Source organism: Litchfieldia stipae (assembly GCF_014837155.1).
GTDB lineage: Bacteria > Bacillota > Bacilli > Bacillales > Bacillaceae_L > Litchfieldia.
Genome location: NZ_JACYHA010000008.1, coordinates 114,436 through 139,951 on the forward strand (window position 1 = coordinate 114,436; position 25,516 = coordinate 139,951).

Annotated in this window: 22 protein-coding genes; 2 read left to right on the forward strand and 20 right to left on the reverse strand. The window is 39.3% G+C overall.

The features are described 5' to 3' along the window. Positions 1-11: 11 nt before the first annotated feature. The 18 genes from F7888_RS11590 to F7888_RS11675 form a co-directional block, all read right to left on the reverse strand. On the reverse strand, positions 12-935 hold the full coding sequence (locus F7888_RS11590; RefSeq protein WP_191779645.1) for a diacylglycerol kinase: 924 nt from the start codon (positions 933-935) through the stop codon (positions 12-14). Between the two features lie 125 nt (positions 936-1,060). Next, the gene (locus F7888_RS11595) at positions 1,061-1,999 is read right to left on the reverse strand and encodes a hypothetical protein (protein WP_191779647.1); all 939 of its coding nucleotides are present in this window, start codon (positions 1,997-1,999) and stop codon (positions 1,061-1,063) included. Further along, positions 1,996-3,102 carry a hypothetical protein gene (locus tag F7888_RS11600; RefSeq protein ID WP_191779649.1) on the reverse strand — a complete coding sequence of 369 codons (1,107 nt, stop codon included), beginning with the start codon at positions 3,100-3,102 and terminating at the stop codon, positions 1,996-1,998. The genes F7888_RS11595 and F7888_RS11600 overlap by 4 nt, the downstream gene beginning before the upstream one ends. Before the next feature lies 1 nt (position 3,103). Continuing rightward, positions 3,104-3,553 carry an anti-sigma factor family protein gene (locus F7888_RS11605; protein ID WP_191779652.1) on the reverse strand — a complete coding sequence of 150 codons (450 nt, stop codon included), beginning with the start codon at positions 3,551-3,553 and terminating at the stop codon, positions 3,104-3,106. After that, complete coding sequence (locus F7888_RS11610) at positions 3,553-4,104, reverse strand: RNA polymerase sigma factor (protein ID WP_318246268.1); 552 nt, start codon at positions 4,102-4,104, stop codon at positions 3,553-3,555. The genes F7888_RS11605 and F7888_RS11610 overlap by 1 nt, the downstream gene beginning before the upstream one ends. Positions 4,105-4,248: 144 nt before the next feature. Further along, positions 4,249-4,548 carry a hypothetical protein gene (locus tag F7888_RS11615; protein ID WP_191779654.1) on the reverse strand — a complete coding sequence of 100 codons (300 nt, stop codon included), beginning with the start codon at positions 4,546-4,548 and terminating at the stop codon, positions 4,249-4,251. A gap of 80 nt (positions 4,549-4,628) precedes the next feature. Beyond that, on the reverse strand, positions 4,629-6,059 hold the full coding sequence (gene gatB / locus F7888_RS11620; protein ID WP_191779656.1) for an Asp-tRNA(Asn)/Glu-tRNA(Gln) amidotransferase subunit GatB: 1,431 nt from the start codon (positions 6,057-6,059) through the stop codon (positions 4,629-4,631). 11 nt (positions 6,060-6,070) lie between these two features. After that, positions 6,071-7,531, reverse strand: a complete 1,461-nt coding sequence (gene gatA / locus F7888_RS11625) for an Asp-tRNA(Asn)/Glu-tRNA(Gln) amidotransferase subunit GatA (protein ID WP_191779658.1) — start codon at positions 7,529-7,531, stop codon at positions 6,071-6,073. A gap of 18 nt (positions 7,532-7,549) precedes the next feature. Further along, positions 7,550-7,840 (reverse strand): Asp-tRNA(Asn)/Glu-tRNA(Gln) amidotransferase subunit GatC, encoded by a 291-nt coding sequence (gene gatC / locus F7888_RS11630; RefSeq protein WP_191779660.1) that lies wholly within the window; start codon positions 7,838-7,840, stop codon positions 7,550-7,552. A 213-nt stretch (positions 7,841-8,053) separates the two neighbouring features. Next, a complete protein-coding gene (putP, locus tag F7888_RS11635; RefSeq protein WP_191779662.1) occupies positions 8,054-9,550 on the reverse strand; it encodes a sodium/proline symporter PutP in 1,497 nt (498 codons plus the stop codon). A gap of 1,247 nt (positions 9,551-10,797) precedes the next feature. Further along, positions 10,798-12,348 (reverse strand): L-glutamate gamma-semialdehyde dehydrogenase, encoded by a 1,551-nt coding sequence (gene pruA / locus F7888_RS11640; RefSeq protein WP_191779665.1) that lies wholly within the window; start codon positions 12,346-12,348, stop codon positions 10,798-10,800. A gap of 194 nt (positions 12,349-12,542) precedes the next feature. Next, positions 12,543-13,751: a CamS family sex pheromone protein gene (locus F7888_RS11645; protein WP_191779667.1), complete on the reverse strand. Its 1,209-nt coding sequence runs from the start codon at positions 13,749-13,751 to the stop codon at positions 12,543-12,545. A gap of 13 nt (positions 13,752-13,764) precedes the next feature. After that, entirely contained in the window at positions 13,765-15,771 is a 2,007-nt protein-coding gene (gene ligA / locus F7888_RS11650; RefSeq protein ID WP_191779669.1) for an NAD-dependent DNA ligase LigA, read from the reverse strand. Positions 15,772-15,825: 54 nt separating this feature from the next. Continuing rightward, on the reverse strand, positions 15,826-18,060 hold the full coding sequence (gene pcrA, locus F7888_RS11655) for a DNA helicase PcrA (RefSeq protein WP_191779671.1): 2,235 nt from the start codon (positions 18,058-18,060) through the stop codon (positions 15,826-15,828). An 85-nt stretch (positions 18,061-18,145) separates the two neighbouring features. Continuing rightward, complete coding sequence (pcrB, locus tag F7888_RS11660; protein ID WP_191779673.1) at positions 18,146-18,832, reverse strand: heptaprenylglyceryl phosphate synthase; 687 nt, start codon at positions 18,830-18,832, stop codon at positions 18,146-18,148. 125 nt (positions 18,833-18,957) lie between these two features. Then, positions 18,958-19,272, reverse strand: a complete 315-nt coding sequence (locus F7888_RS11665; RefSeq protein ID WP_191779675.1) for a YerC/YecD family TrpR-related protein — start codon at positions 19,270-19,272, stop codon at positions 18,958-18,960. A gap of 25 nt (positions 19,273-19,297) precedes the next feature. Beyond that, a complete protein-coding gene (locus tag F7888_RS11670) occupies positions 19,298-20,338 on the reverse strand; it encodes a DUF3048 domain-containing protein (RefSeq protein WP_191779677.1) in 1,041 nt (346 codons plus the stop codon). Positions 20,339-20,389: 51 nt separating this feature from the next. Beyond that, a complete protein-coding gene (locus tag F7888_RS11675; protein ID WP_191779679.1) occupies positions 20,390-22,132 on the reverse strand; it encodes an adenine deaminase C-terminal domain-containing protein in 1,743 nt (580 codons plus the stop codon). 121 nt (positions 22,133-22,253) lie between these two features. Here F7888_RS11675 and F7888_RS11680 point away from each other — a divergent pair, with 121 nt between their 5' ends. After that, positions 22,254-22,523: a YgaP family membrane protein gene (locus F7888_RS11680; protein ID WP_412095998.1), complete on the forward strand. Its 270-nt coding sequence runs from the start codon at positions 22,254-22,256 to the stop codon at positions 22,521-22,523. A gap of 62 nt (positions 22,524-22,585) precedes the next feature. After that, the gene (locus F7888_RS23060; RefSeq protein ID WP_412095999.1) at positions 22,586-22,687 is read left to right on the forward strand and encodes an EYxxD motif small membrane protein; all 102 of its coding nucleotides are present in this window, start codon (positions 22,586-22,588) and stop codon (positions 22,685-22,687) included. On the opposite strand, the gene purD is transcribed toward F7888_RS23060, so the two are convergent. Both purD and purH read right to left on the reverse strand, forming a co-directional pair. Continuing rightward, positions 22,665-23,933 (reverse strand): phosphoribosylamine--glycine ligase, encoded by a 1,269-nt coding sequence (gene purD / locus F7888_RS11685; protein WP_191779683.1) that lies wholly within the window; start codon positions 23,931-23,933, stop codon positions 22,665-22,667. The two genes, F7888_RS23060 and purD, sit on opposite strands and share 23 nt — an antisense overlap. Before the next feature lie 18 nt (positions 23,934-23,951). Beyond that, the gene (gene purH / locus F7888_RS11690; protein ID WP_191779685.1) at positions 23,952-25,490 is read right to left on the reverse strand and encodes a bifunctional phosphoribosylaminoimidazolecarboxamide formyltransferase/IMP cyclohydrolase; all 1,539 of its coding nucleotides are present in this window, start codon (positions 25,488-25,490) and stop codon (positions 23,952-23,954) included. Positions 25,491-25,516 lie beyond the last annotated feature (26 nt).

A 25,516-nucleotide genomic window follows, 5' to 3' on the forward strand; every position in this document is an offset into this window, starting at 1 on the left:
TAACACGAAGTTTACTGACCAGCATTCCCGCTCATCTTCTCCGCTTTCTCTCTTGATACAAATACTTCAATATGCTCAAACAAATTCACAAACTCGCCTGGCAATAATCCGCCATATTCACCATCTAAATTCAGCTGCATCTTCTCGTCCGTTTTCACTTTGATTCGATTCGCCTTCGTATACAAGATATGTGGATCATGGACATGCTCTCCTCTGACAGCGAGTGAAGCAATTTTGATAAAGTCAGCAAGGTTTGCCTTCTTCAAAATGATCAGATCAAACAGCCCATCATTCAATGAAGAATCTGGAGCTAGCTTTTCAAATCCACCGACCGAGTTCGTCAGTGAAACAAGAAATAACATAATCTCGCCTTCAAACAGCTTCCCGTCATACTCAATTTCAACATGTGTTGGTTTAATCGATGGTAGCATTTCAATCCCTTTTAAATAGTAAGCTAATTGACCGATCACGGTTTTAAGCTTACTTGGAACCTCATATGTTAATTCTGTTAGACGTCCGCCTCCTGCGATATTGATGAAATATTGATCGTTCACTCGTCCAATATCAATCGGAACAGACACTCCATCAACGATCACATCACATGCTGCATCAATCGAAGACCTTGGCACACCTATCGCACGTGCAAAATCATTCGTTGTCCCCACTGGAATAATGCCGAGCTTTGGTCGATATGGCATCTCTGCAATTCCATTGACCACTTCATTAATCGTCCCATCGCCACCAGCTGCAATCACAAGATCGAATCTACGCTCCACCGCCGCTCGCGCCGCATGAATCGCATCTCCAGCTCTCGTTGTTGCATGGCAAGAAGTCTCATATCCTGCATTCTCAAGACGTACAAGAACCTCTGGTAAATGTTTTTTAAATAATTCTCTCCCCGAAGTCGGGTTGTAAATAATTCTCGCTCTTTTCATTACACATCATCCTAATTATTGTTAAAAATATGTAATTTCTACACCACTATCATATGATAGCTTATTCGATTTAATTAAGCAATTTTATCAAAGCGCGAGTTTTGATTTTAAAACAACCTATATTCTTATTTCATCTGTTCAACCAAATGAAGATTAACCCATTCACTATTCGTGATATCAAGGTGATAAGACCCACTTCCAAGTGTCAATAAACCCTTATAGCGCTGATGATAATTTACCTCTTCCTCATCTGATTCCTCGACCTTATCCCATTTATGCCCATAGCCCTTTAACGACTCTGATACAAGAGCTGAAACCTGCATATCACTGTCCTCATTCACATGAAGATTGACCGTACCCGCACCATCTACTACCCAATGATTCCCTATAGATGTCGCATATAATCCAATTTCATTACCCTGTCCACGAACCTCTAGACGTAGATTCTCTGGCACGACAATCGTTGGTGAAATATTCGTGTACGATCCAGAAAAAGGACTATTTTTCACCTTTGGCTGCTTAAGATAAATATAAAAAGTATTACCAACCGTTTTTGTCATCATATACTCATCTACATTTGTAATAGGTGGTTCTTCTTTAGGCAGAATGTCTGAACGATAAGTTCCAAACACATGAAGTTCGTCTTCTTTCGTTGCTTCCACCTTTACAGCTTGAAAACCTGTTTCAACGATTACACGTTGTATATCTTCCGGCAAATTCTCAGCAAGTGCAGGCAAATCAAATGTCTTCTGCTCTGATCCAACCACTGTGTGTACTTCCTCTAATAAACCGCTAGACGTTAATACAGTTAAGGCAATCCCAACTGTACCTAAAACGCCAACAAATAGTATGCTTAAAATATCATATTTAATGATCGGGTTCTCCTGCTTTGAAAAAAAGAGAAAGAGTAGAATTTCAATTCCAAGCACCACAAGAATCGCTGGCCACCACATGACAAGGGGCACAAACGCCCCAGTTCCTTTGACTTGTGAGATTGATAGAATGACTCCGAGCAAAATCAGGGATAATCCCATAGACACCGTACCTACACGCCATTTCCTCATTGCACTTCCTCCTTCCGACTCTTACTACCTAAGATAAGCTTCAAGCCTCCACCAATAAGCAAAGTACATATCACAAAGGTTTGAAAGTAATTATAGTACCAAAATGAAAGATCAATCCCGAACTTTGTATCTAGCAATGGGCTTAATGAACTGACTAACACATTATCAAACATATAATACAAGCCTAATGCAAGGAGCCCAATCCCAAACCAACGCTGGTGATTGATGAAGTAAGAAACAAGTGGAATATCCTCGACATCTTCTTCCCCATGCTTTGACACCTTTTGCAGAGCATCAAAGAAGCTATAAAACCAAATCAATGGGATGAGAAATAAGAACAAAGATAATCTTAAAATATCAAGGATATATATCCCGAATAGGAATGCCGCCATAAGCTGAAGCCCACGTCTTTGTAAGCCTAGATACATATGACCCGCTCCAGGGAAAATCGATAGAATTGTTGCAAGTGCTTTACTCTTTTTCCCTTGCTCACGTCTTGTATCTTCAAAATCCTCTAGCACTGTTCGATCGGCTAACTCCTCCCCTTTTTGTTTCTTATTCAGCTGTTGGATCGAATCGAACATATTATAAATCCAGATGATTGGTAGAATTCCTAGAAACGTCATAAAACCGCCTTGACCCGTCATCGCTGTGATAAACACAATCATCATCGCTAGTCCAAAGAAACCTATTAGAAACGTCAATCCTCTATTCATTAACCCTAAATGAAAATGCCCTAACCCTGGAATAAAGGATAGTAGAATCGTATTAAATCGCTCACTATCATTTGTAGCAGGAGCAACTTGTTGAACAGTTCCCTCTACATTTTCATGCCGCGGTAAAGCTTCATTTGTTTTATGACTACCTTTTATTAAGTAGATAATCATATCAAACATGTTAATGACACCTATGAAAAACACACTAATAAAAGCAAAAATGACGTATTCTTCGCCATAATAATTTACTGCTCCGACAAATAGAAACATGATGAACGATAGGATTGAGATTCCTGCGTAAAAGTAACCTCGTTTTCGTCCCATATATAAGTGGCCTGCTCCAGGAATGAATGAAAGCAGAAATCCAGTCATTGCATTTTTCTTCATCTTATTCACCTTCCTTTTGTTGTTTTGGTTCAAATAAGTTAATAATGTTAATGGCTTTTTCCATTAAGCTCTCTGTCATCGTCGTCTCTTTGCTAGTATTTGAGGCAGCCTCAACCGTTGAGACAAATCCTGTTATGTTTTGAAAGACGCCTGAAGACATCAATCCAAATGTAATTGTTGCTGCAATTCCATAATGGAATAGTGGGTGCTGGGTGAATCTTCGCTTTCTAACTGACTTACTTTCCTCACTAAACGGCAATTGCTTAATAACCTCTTCAGTAAGTTGATCATCCATTAATTCAGGTAGATGTTCAGACTGTTCGATGAGTGTCATATAGAGTTCAAGGCATTGATCACATGAATAGAGATGATTTTCTACCTGCTCCCGTTGATTCTCTTCTAACTCATTATTGATATATTTAGACCAGATCTCTTGATTGTAATGGTTCATCAAAAATCATCCTCCTTCCAATGTTTTTTCATCCATTTCCTAGCTCTATGCAACTTCACTTCAACCGTCTTCACTGCAACTTGTTGCTCCTGGGCAATTTGCTTATAGTTTTTCTCGGTTAGGTAATAAGCCTGAATGACTTCACGGTAATTATCTGGTAACTCATTAATTCGATTTCGTACAACTTCACTTTGTTCTTTTCTAAGTAGAGGAACAACCACATCTTCCTCTGACTCTGCCATGACGGACAGTGCGTCTTGTTCAACCACACTTTCCTTTTGTCTGGCATGCTTTCGTTTCAAATCGATCGCGGTATTCATTGCAATTCTTGTCATCCATGTCTTGAAGCCCTGATGTTGATACTTAGGGAGAGCGTAATAGATTTTAATAAATGCTTCTTGGGTTACATCCTCAGCATCATTTTCATTCCGAACCACCGAGTATACAACCTTATATAAATAGTTCCGGTACTTTTCAATCAGAAAGCGAAATGCCTGTTCATTACCAGCTATCGCCTTCTCAATCAGCTTCTCATCCTCTATTACACCCACCCCCTTTCTCTCTATCTATTAAATAAACGTGTAGAATTTCAAGACCCCTACACTTTTTATTAAAAAATATGTTATTTATATTTTACTTGGTTCAAGACAAAAAAAGATAGAGTAGCCATTTACCACTCTATCTTTTCTCATCCGCTATTCCATTTTCTTTACTCGCTTCTTACGTAATCCAACTGATAGGATCCATGTAAGACCAGAAAAGCATACGTACATGAAGAGCGTATCAAAAGTAAATATTTGCTCTGAGTACATTCCCTCTTCATAAAAATAACCCCAAAACCAAAGATCAAAAAGCATATTGATCGCTAACTGTACCAGCACTCCGACAAGTATTTTATTTGTTTTCCAATTAATCAGTAGCCCCATACCAATTGAAATGGGTACAACTAATAGCGTCAGAGCGATTGGATGAAACAAAGTTGAATAGCTAACCAAACCAATCACCTCATAAAAATCATTCTAAAAAGCACACCACCAGATTAAGAGTGATGTGCTTTTTAACAACGGTAGATTTATTATCTCTTATTTAATTCTGCCGCTAATATCTTATTTACAAGCTGTGGATTTGCTTGTCCTTTTGTTTCTTTCATCACTTGACCAACAAGGAATCCAATTGCCTTGCCTTTACCACCCTTGAAATCTTCCACTGATTGAGGATTTGCATCAATGATCTTTGTGATAATTTCAGTTAATGCACCCTCATCCGAAATTTGAACTAAACCTTTTTCTTTTACAATCGCTTCTGCGTCGCCACCGTTTTCGATAAGCTCCTTGAAGACGGTCTTCGCAATTTTTGAAGAAATCGTTCCATCGGCAATCAGCTTGATCATTCCAGCTAATCCCTCCGCTGTTAACGCGACATCCTGTAGGCTCTTCGACTCTGAATTTAAGTAAGCTGACACATCACCCATGATCCAGTTTGAAGCTTGTTTCGCGTCAGCTCCCGCTCCAACAACAGATTCAAAGAAATCTGCCATTTCCTTAGACATCGTTAATACTGCTGCATCATATTCAGGAAGTCCTAGTTCTTCTACATAGCGCTTCTTACGCGCATCTGGTAGCTCAGGAATTTCTGCGCGAACACGTGCTTTCCACTCATCATCAATATAGAGCTCAACAAGATCTGGCTCAGGGAAGTAACGATAGTCATCAGATCCCTCTTTGACACGCATGAGAAGAGTTGTCTTTGTTGCCTCATCATAGCGGCGTGTTTCTTGATCGATCACACCACCAGCATTTAACACCTCGGCTTGACGCTTTTCTTCATATTCTAAGCCCTTTTGAACAAACGCAAATGAATTTAGATTCTTAAGCTCTGTCTTTGTTCCAAACTCTTCTTGTCCTACTGGTCGTAAGGAGATGTTCGCATCACAACGCAATGACCCTTCTTCCATTTTCACATCAGAAACGCCTGTATATTGGATGATTGACTTCAATTTCTCAAGATACGCATACGCCTCTTCAGGAGTACGTATATCTGGCTCTGATACAATCTCAACTAATGGTGTTCCTTGACGATTGTAGTCACATAGCGAATAGCCATCACCAGTATGAGTTAGCTTTCCTGCATCCTCTTCAAGATGTAGTCGAGTAATCCCAATTCGCTTCGTCTCACCATTTACTTCAATATCAATCCAGCCATTCTCACCGATTGGCTTATCAAATTGAGAGATTTGGTACGCCTTTGGATTGTCTGGGTAAAAATAGTTCTTACGGTCAAACTTTGTTTCTGTTGCGACCTCGCAGTTCAAAGCCATCGCAGCTTTCATTGCATAATCAACAGCCTGTTTGTTTAACACAGGAAGAACTCCAGGATACCCAAGGTCAATCACAGATGTATTTGAATTCGGCTCAGCACCAAACGCATTTGGACTGCTTGAGAAAATTTTTGATTTTGTTTTAAGTTCAACATGGACCTCAAGTCCAATGACGGTTTCAAAGTTCATTTTTTCACCCCTTACAATTGTGGTTTTGCTTTATGAAATTCTGTTGCTTGCTCAAACGCATCAGCAACACGATAAATGGTACTCTCATCAAAATGCTTTCCAATGATTTGTAACCCTAATGGAAGCCCCTCAGTAGAAAGACCACAAGGAACAGAAATAGCAGGTACACCCGCTAAGTTCATTGGGATAGTTAAAATATCATTGGCATACATGGTTAGTGGATCTGAGATCTTTTCCCCTATTTTGAACGCAGGAGTTGGAGTTGTTGGCCCGATAATAACATCGTACTTTTCAAATACATCCTCGAAATCCTTTTTAATTAATGTACGAACTTTTTGTGCCTTTTTATAATAAGCATCATAGTAACCTGAGCTTAACGCAAATGTTCCTAGCATAATACGACGCTTCACTTCATCTCCAAAGCCTTCACTTCTCGTCTGCTTGTACATTTCTAACAGGTTAGTAGCATTGTCTGTGCGGTATCCATATCTTACACCATCAAATCTCGATAGGTTTGCTGATGCTTCTGATGATGATAAAAGGTAGTAGGTTGCAACTGCATATTTAGAGTGAGGCAGTGATACCTCTTCCCACGTAGCACCAAGACCTTCTAATACCTTCAGTGCACTTAATACAGATTGCTTCACTTCTTCACTTACACCTTCACCAAGGTATTCACTTGGTACAGCAATTTTCAATCCCTTCACATCTCCTGTAAGAGCGGAAAGATAATCTGGAACGTCCACATTAGCAGATGTCCCGTCCATTGGGTCGACACCTGCAATCGCTTGAAGTAAATAAGCATTGTCTTCAACACTATTTGTAATTGGCCCAATAATATCTAGCGATGACGCAAACGCTACAAGTCCATAACGAGACACGCGACCATATGTAGGCTTAAGTCCAACTACACCACAGAAAGAAGCTGGTTGTCGTACTGAACCACCTGTATCAGATCCAAGAGAAAATGGCACCTCACCTGCAGCAACAGCTACAGCTGAACCACCGCTCGAACCACCTGGAACATAATCTGTATTCCATGGATTCTTCGTTACCTTGAACCCTGAGTTCTCAGTGGATGACCCCATCGCAAACTCGTCCATATTTAACTTACCAATGGTTACTGATTCCGCTTCCTGCAATCTTTGAACAACAGTTGCGTCATAGATTGGATCGAAGTTTTCAAGGATCTTACTCGCACAGGTTGTACGAAGACCTTTTGTTACGATATTATCTTTAATACCAATTGGCATCCCAAATAAAAGACCGAATTGATCCTTTGTTCCAATTGCTTCATCTAATTGCTTGGCATAGCTTCGAGCTTTCTCTTCATCTAATGTTAAAAATGCTTGAACCTTGTCCTCAACCTCATTCATTCGTTTGTATGATTGGTCCACAAGGTCAGTAACAGATATTTCTTTCTTATGTAACATACTATGTAATTCTGAAATTTTATGATCAAAAAGAGACATTCTCTTTCCTCCCCTCCCTTACTCAATAATTGATGGCACTCGAATGTGTCCATCCTTTGAATCTGGTGCATTCTTCAAGACTTCTTCAACAGGTAATCCTGACTTTGATACATCCTCACGTAAGACATTCTTCATCGGTAATACATGTGATGTTGGCACAACATTTTCTGTATCTAATTCATTTAATTGCTCTGCAAATGTGATAATATCATCTAATTGCTTCGCAAACATTTTCGCTTCATCTTCAGTAACCGCTAATCTTGCAAGGTTTGCAACATGCTTTACTTGATCAATTGATATTCTAGACATAAATCATTTCACCTCCACGGAATTCGCCCCTCGACATTACCTCGATAATACCAAAGTTTAGGGCTTTAAAGCAAGAATTCGTCTGGTGAATTCACGATTATTGTGAATTTTTTGAAGCAGAGTGTATTCAGTCTACGGAGTTTCGGCACAAAAAAAGAGCCGCACTTGGAATAGTTCACACCTCCAAGCACGACTCTCTTTCATTTATAACGATTAGCCACGAGCTTTCTCAAACTCATCTTGAATTTCCTGTGAAGGAGCTTCAGTTGCCAAACTCACTACACATATTGCGATTGTAGCAATAATGAAGCCAGGTACGATCTCGTAGAGGCTAAATGGAATAACTGCCTCTTTAATGACTTCTCCAGCTTCATTTAATTTGTCAGTGGAAAGGATCTTCCAAACAACTACTGTGATTGCTCCAGTTACCATTCCAGCCAAAGCACCCCATCGATTCATTCGTTTCCAGAAAAGGGATAAAATGATAACGGGACCAAACGCAGCTCCAAAACCAGCCCAAGCGTAACTTACTAAATCTAATACTGAGCTTTCTGGATTCATTGCAAGTAAAATTGCAATTAAAGCAATAACCCCAACAGAAATTCGACCTACCCATACAAGTTCCTTTTCAGTAGCATCCTTTTTCAAGATAGCTTTATAGAAATCCTCTGCGACTGCACTTGATGAAACAAGAAGCTGAGAATCAATTGTACTCATAATTGCTGCTAAGATCGCGGCTAATAGAATACCAGATACCCATGGATTGAATAATACATCGGTGAAAATAATAAATACCTGCTCACCATTTGGTAGTGGTGAATCTGCAAAATAAGCGATACCCGCAAATCCTGTAAACACAGCACCGAATAATCCAAATACCATCCAAGCCATACCTACTAATCTAGCTTTCGGAACATCTTTTACTGAACGTAATGCCATAAAACGAGTTAGAATATGTGGCTGACCAAAATATCCAAGTCCCCATGCTAACAGCGAGATAATCCCAATTCCAGTCATTCCAGTGAAAGCATCTAAATAGGTTGGGTCAATGTCTCCAACGGCATTAACTGTATCACTCCAACCACCTAGCTTACTCACAGCAACAATTGGCACAACGATCAATGCAAGGAACATCAGAATCCCTTGAATGAAATCCGTCCAACTTACTGCTAAGAATCCACCTAAAAATGTGTAAGAAATAATAACAATTGCACCTATCCATAATGCTGTTTGATATGAAAGTCCAAATGAAGATTCAAATAATAATGCTCCACCTACCATACCTGATGACGTATAGAATGTGAAAAACAATAGAATAACTAATGCAGATATCACACGTAACGATTTAGAGGTATCCTTAAATCGATTTTCTAAGAAATCAGGAATCGTAATTGAATCATTTGCAACCTCTGTGTAGGTTCTTAATCTTCCTGCGACAAACTGCCAATTCAGATACGCACCGATTGTCAGTCCAACCGCTAACCAAATTTGATTCATTCCTCCACTTGCATACACAGCACCTGGCAACCCTAATAATAGCCAACTACTCATATCCGAAGCACCTGCACTTAATGCCGCTACCCCTGGTCCTAATCGCCTTCCGCCTAATACATAGTCTGACAGATTGCTAGTTAGTTTATAAGCTGCAATACCTATACCTAACATCCCAATTAAATATACTATAAATGTTGTTAAAACTGCTGCATCCATCTACTTAACCTCTCCCCTCAGATTTACTTTTCGCTGGTCTACATGTTACGATCGATAATACAACTGTAGCTAGCATCGGAACTAAAAACCAAAACCAAGTAGCGCCTGTTAAAGAGTGTTCCATTCCTTCACCTCCTAAAAGTCTTGTCACAAAATGGATATGCACAAGCATACAATTTCATGATAGTTCTTTTTTCACCCCTTGAATAAGACGGTATTAAAAACACCTTATTTATCGTAACATATAACCATTTTCAGAACAGGGCGAATATTCAAATAACTATTGATAGATGTATAATTATTCATCAAAACGCATTATTTTTCCGTTATATGCCGATATAGATAATATCTATTCATTGAAATTCATAAATTTAAGTTGAGCTTTTTGCTTATTTTGTGGAAATTCGTTCGAATTATGAAATGAATTCACTGCTTTTAAGTGAGGATATTTTTTTGAAATTTGATGCTGAATTTAGATTGATGTAAGAGGAAATTGAGGTTTGTTGAATTAGTGAACATTTTCGTTGAATCATGCCGCTCCTTCGGCGGATTATGGCACTAGTTCGGTGGATTTCGCTCCGATTCCGTTGAATGAATTGATATGCTTCAGCCAGGAAGGAACCTTCCGTTGAATCATGCCGTTCTTTCGTCGGATTATGGATCAAGTTCGGGGGATTCAGCCACGATTTCGTTGAATGAATTGATATGCTTCAGCCAGGAAGGAACCTTCCGTTGAATCATGCCGCTCCTTCGTCGGATTATAGCTCTAGTTCGGCGGATTCCGCTCCGATTTCGTTGAATGAATTGATATGCTTCAGCCAGGAAGGAACCTTCCGTTGAATCATGCTTCACTTTCGTCGGATTATGGCCCAAGTTCGGGGGATTCCGCCCCGATTTCGTTGAATAAATTGATATGCTTCAGCCGGGAAGCAACCTTCCGTTGAATCATGCCGCTCCTTCGGCGGATTATGGCCCAAGTTCGGCGGATTCCGCTCCGATTTCGTTGAATGAATTGATATGCTTCAGCCAGGAAGGAACCTTCCGTTGAATCATGTTTCACTTTCGTCGGATTATGGCCCAAGTTCGGGGGAGTCCGCTCCGATTCCGTTGAATGAATTGATATGCTACAGTCATAAAGGACCCTTCCGTTGGATCACGCTTCAATTCCGTCGGATTAAACTACGTACTCCCGCCCTACCTCGTTTTCCACACAAAAAAACCTCCAAATTCCGGAGGCTTTTTCACTTTTATAGCATTTCAGATGTGGTTTTAGCTTGCATGTGTAGTAATAGGTAGTCTGGCCCACCAGCTTTTGAATCTGTACCAGACATGTTGAATCCACCAAATGGTTGATAGCCAACAATTGCTCCAGTACATCCACGGTTGAAGTAAAGGTTTCCTACATGGAAATCTTCACGTGCTTTTTCGATGTTAGCACGGTTATTCGAGATAACAGCTCCTGTTAAGCCATACTCTGTGTTATTAGCAATATCAATCGCATGATCGAAGTCTTTTGCTTTACAGAACGCGACAACTGGACCAAAGATTTCTTCTTTCATGATGCGCGCATTTTCATCGACATCAGCGAAAATAGTAGGTTGAATGAACCAGCCTTCTGCATCGTCACCTTTCCCACCATGTACTAGCTTTCCTTCTTCTTGGCCAACCTCAACATAGCTCATAATTTTATCATAGGCACCTTGGTCATTTACAGGTCCCATTGAAACCTTAGGACCAGCTGTTGTATTACCAACTGTTAATTCTTTTGTTAATTCAACCACTCGGTCTAATACTTGATCATATACATCCTCAAGCACAACCGCTCTTGAACAAGCTGAGCATTTTTGACCTGAGAAGCCGAATGCTGATGCTACGATTGATTTTGCAGCTAATTCTAAATCTGCTTCTTTATCAACAACGATTGTATCTTTTCCACCCATTTCAGCAATGACACGCTTCAACCAGATTTGACCTTCATTTAATTTTGATGCACGCTCATAAATACGAAGACCTACATCTCGTGAACCAGTGAAGCTGATGAAACGAGTACGAGCATGATCAACTAGATAATCTCCAACCTCAGCCCCGCTACCAGGGATATAATTCACAACTCCTGCTGGAAGTCCTGCTTCTTCTAATACTTCCATAAATTTAGCAGCAATCACCGGAGTTGTACTTGCCGGCTTAAGTAAAACAGTATTTCCTGATACTAAAGCTGCCGTTGTCATCCCAGCCATGATTGCAAAAGCAAAATTCCATGGTGAAATCACAACACCTACTCCTAGTGGAATGTAATTAAAACGATTATATTCAATTGGACGGCTTTCTACTGGAATTCCGTCCTTTAATTTTAACATTTGACGTCCATAGTACTCCATGAAATCAATTGCTTCAGCTGTATCAGCATCTGCCTCATTCCATGGCTTTCCTGCTTCTTTAACAAGTAGTGCAGAGAATTCATGCTTACGACGACGAACAATAGCAGCAGCTCGGAATAAAATGTCTGCACGCATTTCTGGCTTTGTTTTGCGCCAAGTTTGGAAAGTGCGATCGGCAACCTGCATTGCTTTTTCAGCAAGCTCGCGATTTGCTTTAGATACACGACCAACAATTTCAGATCGTTTAGCCGGATTCACCGAAACAATTTTATCTTCAGTAGTGATTCGTTCTCCACCGATGATTAAGTCATAATCTTCACCTAAATAACTTTCAACTGTTGCAAGGCCAGCCTCAAATGCTTTTTTATTCTCTTCAACAGTAAAATCTGTAAATGGTTCGTGTTTGTAAGGTACTACCATTCTACTTCGCCTCCCTTTCTACTCTTAAAACAGTACAATTATTATTCTACTAGAAATATCTAAACTCTTCAAATCATACTAAATAATTAGATATTTCAAAAAATGGTAACTATAAAACTAGTACATATCGGCCTTTAATGAAGGAATTTTTTCCAAAAGAAAAAGAGACCTACTCAGTCTCTTCTTCAAAAAAATTATTCATAAATATGAACGAACGGATCTTCTTTTCCTGACTCTCGAACAATTAGACTTTCTGGACCACTTTCAGACGTAATATAAATACGAATGTTCATATAGCTTGGGAAGTGCTCCATCACAAGACCTGTTACATATTGAGTAAAGCCGATGACCTCTCCCTTTCCATAGAATTGCATTGGAATGGTGATCTTCAACTCTTGTAATTCGTCGTTCTTGTAAAATCCTTGTCCGATTACACCCGTATAATTGGTGAAATAATCAGCAATATCCCGTTGGAAATTCTCAAACTTCATAGCGTCCTCTGGATAAGCCTTTGACGCTTCAGTCGATGGGAAGAAATGATATTCTTCATTGACGGCTTCCCATTTTCCAAGCTTGGAGCTATTGGCATCAACCTTCGCTGTTGCTATAAAATGACCTGGAGCAATCGAAGAAATTTCCTCTTGCTCAAATAAGGAAATCACCACTGGAATCTGACTTAACTCAGGAATATTTCGAATACGTGCGATGATTTCTTCCGCGATTTTTTTACCTTCTGCTTCAAGTGTCTTAGAATCGATTTTGGCTTCACGTTGAAACCCACGATACTCTTCAATCACATAATCATTAGGAAGCTTATAATAATAAACAGAGTTCAAGGCTAAACCAATCGCGATTCCACCTAATTCTACCTGATCCTCATTATTTTTCACTAAATAGTTATGCTCAAGGATGCTTGCTAAATAAATTGGGCTTTCCTTCATTTGCTCTTCATATGGTACAGATTCATCATATTCAAAGCTTGGATTTAACCCTACATTTGCAGGCTCTTCCCCTTTATTCGCTTCTGCACGTTCCTTTACCTGTTTAGCAGTTAGTTTTCTTCCTAACCATCCCTCAATCGTTGCTTTCTTTAAGTATTGACCTTCCTGGTATAAATACTTATCAACACTAAATGTATCCTGTGCCATTCTCATTAAGCCTGTTTCAAATTCATCAATATCTAGACGAGTATTTAAACGACCTAACACAAGCCCTCGCGCTTCACCAGGTTTAAAAGGCAATATTGTACGATAATACGATTCAGAGATGTTATATTTTGGAATAATGGCAGTTTCCTTCGTATCATTTGTCTCCTGAACAACTTCTTCTTTTCCGAAGTTTGGAGCACATCCTGATACTAGGATCACCAATGTCAGACCTAGCAATAGTAGGTTTTTTTTCAAGATTATACACCTCTTACTTTTTCAATTCTTGAATTAATCGTTCTTCATCCCAAATCTCGATATTTAGCTCTTGTGCTTTTGCTAGCTTTGAGCCTGCCGCTTCACCTGCAATTAATAAATCTGTGCTTTTACTGACACTACCAGTGACTTTTCCACCAAGCGCTTCGATTTCACTTTTTGCATCATTTCGATTAAGCTGTTCTAGCTTTCCAGTCAACACAATCGTTTTCCCTGCAAATACTGATTCAATGTTCGCGGTATTCACTGGCTTTGGTCCCTTATAAGCCGTATTTACGCCACGTTCTTTTAACTCATTTATCAGAATTGTTACCTCAGGCTGCTCAAAAAATGCGACCACTGATTCTGCCATCTTATCACCGATTTCATGAATCGCAATTAATTCTTCAAAGCTTGCCTGTTGAAGATTTTCAATCGTTTCAAATTCCTGAGCTAATGTCTTAGCTGCTTTTGCGCCTACATGACGTATCCCTAAGCCAAAAAGAAGTTTCTCTAATGAATTCTGTTTTGATGTCTCAATAGCTTTCAATAAATTATCGACCGATTTTTCTCCCATTCGTTCTAATTGTAATAGCTGCTCCTTCTCTAACTTATAGAGATCACCAACATTTGCAATCAGCTGCTCTTTAAAGAGCTGGGCAATCACTTTTTCACCAAGTCCATCAATATTCATCGCGTTTCTTGACACAAAATGAATTAAGCCTTCACGAATTTGGGCAGGACATGCTGGATTGATACAGCGGAGTGCGACTTCACCTTCAAGGCGAACAAGCTCACTTTCACACTCTGGGCAATGCGTTGGCATAGAGAATTCGAGCTCTTCCCCAGTTCTTAAGTCCACCATCACATTGACAACCTCAGGTATGATATCACCCGCTTTTTTCACCACAACAGTGTCACCGATTTTCAGATCCTTCTCACGAATCAAGTCTTCATTATGAAGTGAAGCTCTTTGTACGGTTGTCCCTGCTACCCGAACGGGCTCTAAGATCGCTGTTGGTGTCACCACACCTGTTCTTCCAACACTTAGCTCAATATCTAATAGCTTTGTCATCACTTCTTCAGCAGGAAACTTATAGGCAATAGCCCACCTTGGACTTTTCGCAGTAAATCCAAGAGCTGATTGATGTGATAGAGAATCAACCTTAATGACAATCCCATCAATCTCATAGTCTAGGGTAGGACGTTTTTCAGTCCACTCTTCAATATACTTAATCACATCATCAATGGTTGCACATCTTTTTCGTTCTGGATTTGTTTTAAAACCCAGATCATCTAGAAGGTCTAAGCCATCACTATGTGACACAACCCCTGTTTCACCTAAATCAGCGATACTGTATAAATAAATATCTAAATTACGCTTTGCTGCAATTTTAGGATCTAACTGACGCAATGAACCAGCAGCAGCATTTCTAGGATTCGCAAAAGGCTCTTCCTCATTTTCAAGCTTTGCCTTGTTCAAGCTCTCGAACGATTTTCTTGGCATAAATGCTTCGCCACGAACCTCGAGTGTGAGAGGCTTATTGATTCGTAGGGGAATAGATCGAACGGTTTTGAGGTTCTCTGTAATATCTTCACCAATCGTTCCATCTCCACGTGTTGCCCCTTGTTTGAACACGCCTTGTTCATATCTTAAGGACACCGCTAAGCCATCTATTTTCAGTTCACACACATATGAGAGATTTTCACCAACCGCCTGCTTTGCACGACGATCAAAATCACGCAAGTCTGCTTCATTAAAGGCATTACCCAAGCTTAACATCGGTGTTCGATGCTCGACCTTCTGAAAGGCATCTAAGATAGTGCCACCTACACGAACAGAAGGAGAGTCACTAGTTCTGAATTCTGGATATTCCTCCTCAAGCTTCAGTAACTCTTGCATCAAGCGATCATATTCTGCATCAGGAACCGACGGCTTGTCTAACACATGATATTCATAATTATATTGATTTAGTAGATCTTGTAGTTCTTTTATACGAAGCTGTACTGTTTGTTTTTCCATTTACTCAACCCTCTCGCCCTAATGAAATAAGTGTATCGATTATAGCAGAGTTGCTTATACTTTTGTAACTGGTGCAAATTTAGCAAGTAATCGTTTAATACCAGTTGGACTTGGAAAGGCAATATCTAGCTCTTTTGATTCTCCATCTCCCTTTACACTTACAACCGTTCCAATGCCCCACTTCTTGTGCTCAGCTTTGTCACCAACCTGCCAAGAAATTTCATTTCCACCTGTTGATGTGGCTGTAGTAAATGAAGGCTGTGGTGTCATTTTTCGTTCACGCGCAGGAGTAAATGGAGTTCTTGTTGCTGCTTGTTGTTTCATTTTCATTTGTTCGTTCAAATTTTCTAGTAAATCCTCAGGAATTTCTCCAACAAATCGAGAGACTGGATTCATATTAGTTCGCCCAAACAATGTTCTCATTTGTGCATTTGTGATGTATAAATCTTCCTCTGCTCGAGTGATTCCAACATATGCAAGACGGCGTTCTTCCTCCATCTCTGCCTCTTCCATTAGTGAACGACTATGTGGAAACACTCCTTCTTCTAGACCGATTAAGAACACAACAGGGAATTCTAGTCCCTTTGCAGAGTGCAAGGTCATGAGTACAATCGCATCACTCTTGTCCTTCTCTTCTTCATCCTCTTCTAACTTATCAATATCTGCAACAAGCGCTAAATCAGTAAGGAATGCAATCAAACTTTTATCTTCACTTTTTTCTTCGAAATTTTTCGTTACGGATAAGAATTCCTCAATGTTCTCTAAACGACTTTCTGCTTCTAATGATTTCTCATTCTTCAGCATGTCTCGGTAGCCAGTTTTTTCAAGAATCTCTTCTACTAATTCAGTAACTGATAGATACTCTTGCATAGCACCCCAATGATTAATTTGATTACGGAATTCTCTAAGAGTATTGGTTACCTTACCACTTAATCCGAGTAAATCAATATCAGCTAGTGCATCAAATAAGGATAGGTCGGTCGTAATCGCATAATTAGCGAGCTTGTCGACTGAAGTTGCCCCAACACCACGCTTTGGTACATTAACAATTCGAGCTAAGCTGATATCATCATCAGGATTAGCAACTAAACGTAAATAAGCAAGCAGGTCTTTAATTTCTTTTCTGTCATAGAACTTTGTTCCCCCAACAATGGTGTAGTTGAGGTTGGACTTAAGAAGCACTTCCTCCATTACACGTGATTGAGCATTGGTTCGATACAGAATTGCGATGTCTGATAGCTTACGCGCGCCACTATTAACAAGGTCGCGAATTTTTCCAGCTACGAACTGTGCTTCCATCGCTTCACTATCTGCACGATAATAGCTAATTTTATTTCCTTCATCGTTCTCCGTCCATAGGACCTTTGGCTTTCGATTGGAGTTATTTTCAATGACAACATTCGCTGCTTTAAGGATATTTTTCGTTGAACGATAGTTTTGCTCTAGCATAATCATTTGTGCCTTTGGGTAATCCTTCTCAAATGAAAGAATATTAGCGATATCCGCTCCACGCCAGCGATAGATGGATTGATCAGAGTCACCGACCACACAAATATTTTTAAATCGTGCAGCTAATAGCTTCACTAATAAATATTGAGCATGGTTTGTATCCTGATACTCATCGACATGAATATATTGAAACTTTCGTTGGTAATTCGTAAGAACCTCAGGAACCCGCTGAAATAACTGAATCGTCGTCATAATTAAATCATCGAAATCAAGTGATTGATTCTTCTTCAGCTTTCGTTGATATTCCGTATACACATCACTCACGGTTTGCTCATAATAGCCACCAGCTGTTTTTGCATATTCTTCAGGTGTGATGAGTTCATTTTTCGCACTACTAATTGAACCTAAAATACTTCTAGGGTCATTTTTCTTTGGATCTAGATTCTTTTCTTTCAAAACACTTTTAATGACTGATAACTGATCCCCAGAATCTAAGATTGAGAAGTTTCGATTGATTCCAATTCGATCAATATCTCTTCGCAAAATTCGTACACACATGGAGTGGAACGTTGAAATCCAGATGTCTTCAGCCGCTCCTCCTACAATCGCAGCAACACGTTCCTTCATTTCTCTTGCTGCTTTATTTGTAAATGTAATCGCTAGTATATTCCAAGGAGCCACTTCTTTTTCTGCCATCAGGTAGGCAATTCGATGCGTTAATACTCTCGTCTTTCCACTTCCCGCTCCAGCCATAAGTAGAAGTGGGCCATCCGTTGCTTTTACTGCTTCTTGTTGTTGTGGGTTTAAGCCCGATAACAATTTATTACTCATAAATTGCATATCCTCACATCCTTCTCTAGTATTCCCATTTGAAAAAACAGAACATCTGTTTCTATTTTATATGATTTTTAAGTCTTTTTGTAGTCTAACCTTTAATGGCTTGTACAGTTTTTAACGCAACTGAAAGATCATTGTAGACAATATTCCCTACGATCACCGTATCTGCTACTTCTGCCATTTCTTTTGCCTGCTCTACGGTTGTTATACCGCCACCGTAAAAAAGCCTCGTATCCTTAAGTGCATCTTTAACCTGCGCAACAGTATCCTTATCTCCGTACTTTCCACTATACTCTATATAAAAGATGGGTAAATGGAACATTTTTTCAGCCATTTGCGCATATGCAACGACATCATCTATCGATAATTCAGTATTAGCATCAGTTAATTCTGCTGCTTTACATTCCTCATTTAAAATACAATAGCCTTCCATGATGATTTCATCCCAATTCATAATCTCACCAAATTCCTTCACAGCCTGATGGTGTAGGCCAGTGATCCAGTCGGTACTTCGACTATTAAGGACCGTTGGGATAAAATACAAATCAAATCCAGGCGTCACTGATTCTATTGTAGAAACCTCTAAGATACATGGAACAGTATACCTTCTTACTCTAGCCATCAGATGAATAACATTATCTAATGTTACTCCATCGCTTCCTCCAACTAGAATTGCATCCGTTCCTGATTCACATATTTTCTCTAGGTCTTCATCATTTATTTCTTTTTGTGGATCAAGCTTAAACACATGCTTCCATTCCTTATAATCGTACACTGTGATCCTCCATTCTCAATTTCCATTTCTCCATTATAGCAAAAAAATAGCCTTTCACATAAAAAAAAGCCGAACATGATGTTCGACATTTTCATAGATAAAGCACTCTCTTTTTGGGGGCTAAATCAGCCCTTTTCAATGGATTCCTGTTGTTCCTTCACTCGATCTAATGCCATTTGATATGCATCATTTCCATAATTTAAGCATCTTTTTACTCGAGAAATGGTTGCCGTACTCGCACCTGTTTCTGTTTCGATTTTGTGATAGGTATTTCCATCCTGAAGCATTCTAGCTACCTCAAGTCGTTGTGAAAGAGATTGTATTTCATTAACAGTACACAAGTCATCAAAAAAACGATAGCATTCTTCTAAATCCTTAAGTGAAAGAACTGCATTAAACAATTGATCCAGTTCTTTACCTCGTAATTTGTCTATTTGCATATGTTTAATTATCTCCTTTAGCTAATTAATTTCCATAAGAGACAGAATCAGAAATACCAGGATTACTCGGAATAATATTAATCCATGTCTTTCCAGGTACTAACCCGGCAGGCTTACCATCCCTGAGCGGTATAATTCTTCCATCTTGATTTTCCCATGTCACTTCTTGGGCAATTCCTTTTTGAAGTAAGATCCCGTTCCCTCCAGAAGTCAGGTCAATCTTTCTTCGTCCATCATCATCGATAACGACATGATTCATCTCAACTATCAAAACATTATCTAAAGAAATCGCTTCGTTAGTTTCTCGGTCAACTGTTTGCACATTGTTACTGTACCTATCATATTTCTCTGTTTGTTCATTATAACTATAGGTTGAGGCAAACATCTCTCTTGAGGAGTAAGCTACCCTTACATTGGTCGCTTCATCTCCCTGTAACTCACTGAGCTCTTCTTGGTTTAAAAATTGTAACTCTGGAACTGTTCCTTCAAGTGATATTCCATTTTCATCTGCACCTTTTTTGATATTGTCAAAAGAGATATAGGAGTTATGTGGTGCAACACGACTATCATCTCTCAAAAAAAGAGTTCCATCATAAGTCATTCCGTTTATATTATCGACTACGTTTGCTTGTAAAAGGCTTTTCGCTTCCGGACTCCAGCCATGAGCAACGAAAAACGCATCATATCCAGTACTTAAATCAATGTAGTAATCTCTTGCACTTCGAACCGGTCCAATGACAGCTGGTTGTTCACTCTGGTAAATGGCCAAAAATCTTGTTACATCCCCTTCAGCCAATACCTCATAAACAATGTCAGCAGCTTGCAAGCCTGATTGTGGTCTTGCTTTTGTGTGATTATTAATAATCACTCCAACAGGTCGCTGTGACACATCTTCATCCGTTTTAATTCCTGTTAACGGATACATATTTGCAGGTAGATCAGGATTCTCTTTTTCTGTTAGTCCTGGGTCATTTACTGGTTGTTCATCTACATGATTTTGTTTTGTGCTACAAGCAGTTAATACAACGAAAAGAGTAATGACGAAAAATAACATATTTCGTCTCATTCCTTGACACAACCTTTACTAAATAAATAATGGTTTTTACACTTTTATATTTTAACGCATTATTGACGGAAAGAGTACCATTTTATTCATCACATCATAAATTCCTTTTGGTGTAATTCGAATATATGGCAGATGAGTTGATGATAAAAACAATAATGTATAGATAGGATCGTTGAAGCGATAACCACGGTCACGTAATAAAGTCGTAAACTGTTTTTCTTCTATCACCAGTTCCTCAATAGGCTTGTTTGACATATGCCCTAAAAGTGGTAGAGGAATTTCATGAATTACTTGGTTGTCTTCAGCTAGGACAATTCCACCTCCAAGCTCCTTCATCCGTTTAAACGCAAGCAACATATCGCTTTTATCTTTCCCAATGACGATAATATCACCCGTACTAGAATAAGAGCTTGCTAGCCCAGACACCTTATGAGCAAAGCCTTTGATAATAGTATTTACACGCCAATTCCCCTTTTGATCAATAAGCATCAAGAAGCTCTCATCATGATTAGTAGCTAGCCTATGAGAAGACGCGTCCTTTGTCACCGAATACGGCTTCATAATTACGGCATTAACCATCTCCATTCCAAAAGGCATCGAGAATTGTAGATCATCAATTGATAAGTCCCAATCTAGCTTCAAGGCTGTGATGTCATGCTTTTGCCAGTTAATCATTGGACAGCTGTCGACTATTTGTTGTTCCTTCTTCACCCATCTCCCTTTTGCTAATACCGAAACAGGTGTTGGTTCATCAATTGCCTTTAAGAAATTTATATTAGCTACCCGACCAGTAGCAATATTCCCATGGAGATACTCGATATTATAGTATTTTGCAATATTAATAGAGGCCATATTATAAGCGTCAACAATTGGAACCCCTTTATCAATCGCAATCTTAATCAGTCGATCAATTATCCCTTCCTCATAAAACGAAGGTGGTGATCCATCTGTTGTAAAGAACATCTTGTCATATTGATCAACACCAAGCTCATGGATTTCATCAAGAATTGTAGGTAAATCTGGACGAATCGATGAGTAGCGTAGAGAGGTAGTGTACCCCTGTAATAATCGTTTTAATACATCCTCTCCAGTCATCGATTCATGATCACAATCAGCTCCAAGAAGCATCAGCTTAGCTAATGTCTTTTCAGACGCTCCTGGAAAATGGCCCTCAATTTGCTTTCTCATTCGCTTCGTTTCTTGAATCCAATGAAGCATTAAATCATCACCATCAAGAAGCTTTGGCCACCCTGTTAACTCTCCTCCCTGTAATACGGCATCATGCTCAAGCCATGACTTAATATTTGCATGAGAAAAAATCGTCTCTTCATCTTTAATCTCCGTCTGTGGGTCAAAACGACACCACCAATACATACTAACAGGAAGATTCCTTAACTCACTCATAAAAGAAAACGCTTTCTTTTTGTCCAAATGTAAAGCAAACGCCAAGTTATCATTAATAAGTGTTGTTGTCCCACTTTGTGATGCATATTGAGCAAAGCTATGGGGATTATATAATTGAGAAGGATGGACATGCGGTTCAATGTAGCCAGGAACTAAAAAGTACTTGCTGCAATCCACAATTTCACAGTTCTTAGTGTTCTCAGGTAGTTTATCACCAACATAGATGATTCTGTCTTCAAAGATCCAAATATGTGCTTTTATCCATTTTTTTAATATTTGATTTAAGTACATTGCATTTTTTAATAGTAAAGTTGGTGCTAATTTTCCATCTATAACTGAAACATGCTCTCTGATTTTTTTGTTTTTCCATCGATAGCGTTGATCAAGCATGAGATTTCCTCCTAAAATGAATACGTTTACATTATCGTACCACAATCTATGATTTAACGCATTAAAGACGCGTCACAAAACGATTACATTTATGTTAAATTTCGCCAAAAGGATGATGACAATGAAACCGAATATTGGAATTGTAAATGCTTTACTTCGAATTACTTGCGGCTTTACGATGGTTGCATGGGCAACAGCCAAAATGGTGAAGTACCCATGGAGAGATCGATATCTAATTGCTGCAATCCTCGGTGGAATGAAAATTGGAGAAGGAATAACAAAGTATTGCCCTATTGTAGCCCTATTTGAAAACCAACAAGGGCCAAAAGAAAATCAACAACAAACACCTCATACACATCAGACGGCTCCAACATTTAATCCCATCAGATAATAAAGGTGCCTGGTACCAATAGAAATGTACCAGGCACTTCACGAAAAGAAAGGAGGATTAACTTGTTAGAATATATCATCGATATGTCCTATGTTCTCATCTCACTGATAGGTGGAATTATCGCTATTTTGTTTGTTTATATTAAGAAAAGACGTGTGAAATAGCCTTATGTCCAATATCTGTACGGTAAAATAAATCCTCACACTTAACTTTTTTAATTTCACGATAAACCGTATCCTGTGCATCCTTTAAATCTGTTCCTTTTGAAACCAATGCTAGGACTCTACCACCATTTGTTGTGAATTTCCCATCAACAACAGACGTTCCCGCATGAAACATCATCGTTTCATCTGTAAATCCGTCGATACCCAAAATGACAGCACCTTTTTCATACTCATTTGGATAGCCCTTTGCTGCAAGAACCACTCCGACTACAGCATCTTTGCTCCACTCTAATGCTACTTCTTGCCCCTGTAATAGCTTCATCAACACATCGACTAAATCATTCTCAAGTCTTGGTAATACTACTTGAGTCTCAGGGTCACCAAAGCGTGCATTAAATTCAATCACCTTAATTCCATCTTTTGTAAGCATCAAGCCTGCATATAAAATCCCAGTAAAGCTTCGGTCTTCAGCAATCATCGCTTCCACCGTTGGTTGCAAAATCGTTTGAATAGCTTCTTCTACCACTTGGTCCGAAATTTGTGGAACAGGTGAGTACGCGCCCATTCCTCCTGTATTAGGACCTTCGTCATTGTCAAAAGCACGTTTATGGTCTTGAGAAATCACCATTGGATAGACCTTGTTCCCATGAACAAAAGCCATCAGTGAAAACTCTTCTCCTTCTAAGTACTCCTCAATAACAACTTGAGTACTTGCTGCTCCAAATTTCGCTTCCTCCATCATTTCATGAAGGCTACTAAGTGCTTCTTCTTTTGTCATCGCAACAATGACACCTTTTCCTGCCGCTAAGCCATCCGCCTTAATAACAATTGGAGCACCCTTATCTTTAATATATGCTCTTGCCGCATCAAAAGAAGTAAAAGTTTCATAGCTAGCAGTAGGAATGTGATATTTTTTCATTAAATCCTTCGCAAAAGATTTGCTTCCCTCTAAAACGGCAGCTTCCTTTGATGGACCAAATATCAATAAACCTTCTTCTTGAAAACGATTGACGATCCCCTGACTTAATGGAACCTCAGGTCCAACAATCGTCAATCCAACCTCATTATCTTTGGCAAATTGGATCAACGCATCAAAATCTACTTCATCGATATTAATGGTTGTTGCTACATCCTCCATCCCCGGATTTCCGGGAGCTACAAAGATGGTTTCAACTTGTTCACTTTGAGCAGCCTTCCAGGCAATCGTATGCTCTCTTCCGCCTCGACCAACAACTAGTACATTCATGCATGTCACCTCGCATTCTTAATGTTTAAAATGACGTACCCCAGTAAATACCATTGTTATTCCATATTCATCAGCTTTTTTAATAGAATCTTCATCACGAATTGATCCACCTGGCTGAATGATCGCAGTTACACCCGCTTTTGCGGCCGCTTCAACAGTATCATCCATTGGGAAAAATGCATCCGAACCTAGTGCAGCTCCATTCGCTTTCTCTCCCGCTTGAGTGAGAGCAATGTTCGCAGCACCCACACGGTTCATTTGTCCCGCACCAACACCAATCGTCATACCATCTTTTGCTAAGACAATCGCATTTGATTTCACATGCTTCACAACACTCCATGCAAGCTTCAAATTTTCCCACTCTTTTTCAGTTGGCTCACGCTTTGTCGGGATGGAAATCGTCGCATCTTCTAATGAAAGAATATCCTCATCCTGAACAAGTAATCCCCCTTGAACAGATGTTAAGCTTTTCTCAACCTTAGCTGCTGTCGTAAAGTCAATCGTTAATAAACGAATATTTTTCTTTGATGATAGAACTTCAAGTGCTTTTTCAGTGAATGCAGGTGCTATGACAATTTCTAAGAAAATTTCATGTAATTTAGACGCAGTTTCTTCATCCACTTCTCCATTAAGTGCAACAATGCCACCAAAAATAGATGTTGGATCTGCTTCAAACGCTTTATCAAATGCTTCCTTAATTGTTGTACCTACTCCAACTCCACAAGGGTTCATATGCTTCACTGCAACCGCAGCTGGTTCTGAGAATTCTTTAACAATTTGAAGTGCTGCATTCGCATCATTAATATTATTATAAGAAAGCTCTTTCCCATGTAATTGAGTTGCTGCTGCAATTGAAAATACAGACCCCAATGGTTTCTTATAGAAAGCAGCCTTTTGATGTGGATTTTCTCCATATCGTAGGTCCTGCTTCTTCTCAAACGTTACTGTATAGGATTCTGGACTTTCTTCACCTGTCATAGCCGTTAAGTACTCAGCAATAACCGCATCATATGCAGCCGTATGACGGAATACTTTTGCTCCTAGACGACGTTTTGTGTCAGCAGTAACTTCTCCTTGCTCATTTAATTCTGCTAAAACCGTATCATAATCAGCAGGATCAACTACAACTGTCACAGATTGGTGATTCTTCGCTGCTGATCGAAGCATGGAAGGTCCACCAATATCAATATTTTCAATTGCATCTGCAAATTCTACATCTGGCTTCGAAATCGTTTGTTGGAAAGGATAGAGATTTACGACAACAAGATCAATTGGTGTGATATCATGCTGAGCTAATGTGCTCATATGCTCTTCATTATCACGTACCGCTAATAATCCACCATGAATATTAGGGTGAAGTGTTTTTACACGGCCATCCATGATCTCAGGAAAACCAGTTACTTCTGATATCCCGATCACATCAATTCCATTTTCCTCAAGTGTACTCTTTGTTCCACCAGTTGATATAACCTCAACACCTTGCTCAATTAATGCTTTAACAAATGGTACAATGCCTTCTTTATTGGATACACTTACAAGTGCTCTTTTTATTGTCATGTCATACTCTCTCCTACTAGGTGATT

Coding starts and splice junctions, on each gene's coding strand:
- purD (WP_191779683.1), bottom strand. CDS start 23,933: ATGAATGTACTAGTTGTTGGTCGAGGCGGAAGAGAGCATACGATTGCC.
- pruA (WP_191779665.1), bottom strand. CDS start 12,348: ATGGTAGTACCTTACAAACACGAACCATTTACAGATTTTACTGTTGAA.
- F7888_RS11670 (WP_191779677.1), bottom strand. CDS start 20,338: ATGAGACGAAATATGTTATTTTTCGTCATTACTCTTTTCGTTGTATTA.
- purH (WP_191779685.1), bottom strand. CDS start 25,490: ATGACAATAAAAAGAGCACTTGTAAGTGTATCCAATAAAGAAGGCATT.
- gatA (WP_191779658.1), bottom strand. CDS start 7,531: ATGTCTCTTTTTGATCATAAAATTTCAGAATTACATAGTATGTTACAT.
- F7888_RS11600 (WP_191779649.1), bottom strand. CDS start 3,102: ATGAAGAAAAATGCAATGACTGGATTTCTGCTTTCATTCATTCCTGGA.
- ligA (WP_191779669.1), bottom strand. CDS start 15,771: ATGGAAAAACAAACAGTACAGCTTCGTATAAAAGAACTACAAGATCTA.
- F7888_RS11595 (WP_191779647.1), bottom strand. CDS start 1,999: ATGAGGAAATGGCGTGTAGGTACGGTGTCTATGGGATTATCCCTGATT.
- F7888_RS11605 (WP_191779652.1), bottom strand. CDS start 3,553: ATGAACCATTACAATCAAGAGATCTGGTCTAAATATATCAATAATGAG.
- putP (WP_191779662.1), bottom strand. CDS start 9,550: ATGGATGCAGCAGTTTTAACAACATTTATAGTATATTTAATTGGGATG.
- F7888_RS11675 (WP_191779679.1), bottom strand. CDS start 22,132: ATGCTTGATCAACGCTATCGATGGAAAAACAAAAAAATCAGAGAGCAT.
- F7888_RS11680 (WP_412095998.1), top strand. CDS start 22,254: ATGAAACCGAATATTGGAATTGTAAATGCTTTACTTCGAATTACTTGC.
- pcrA (WP_191779671.1), bottom strand. CDS start 18,060: ATGCAATTTATGAGTAATAAATTGTTATCGGGCTTAAACCCACAACAA.
- F7888_RS11665 (WP_191779675.1), bottom strand. CDS start 19,272: ATGCAAATAGACAAATTACGAGGTAAAGAACTGGATCAATTGTTTAAT.
- gatC (WP_191779660.1), bottom strand. CDS start 7,840: ATGTCTAGAATATCAATTGATCAAGTAAAGCATGTTGCAAACCTTGCA.
- F7888_RS11590 (WP_191779645.1), bottom strand. CDS start 935: ATGAAAAGAGCGAGAATTATTTACAACCCGACTTCGGGGAGAGAATTA.
- gatB (WP_191779656.1), bottom strand. CDS start 6,059: ATGAACTTTGAAACCGTCATTGGACTTGAGGTCCATGTTGAACTTAAA.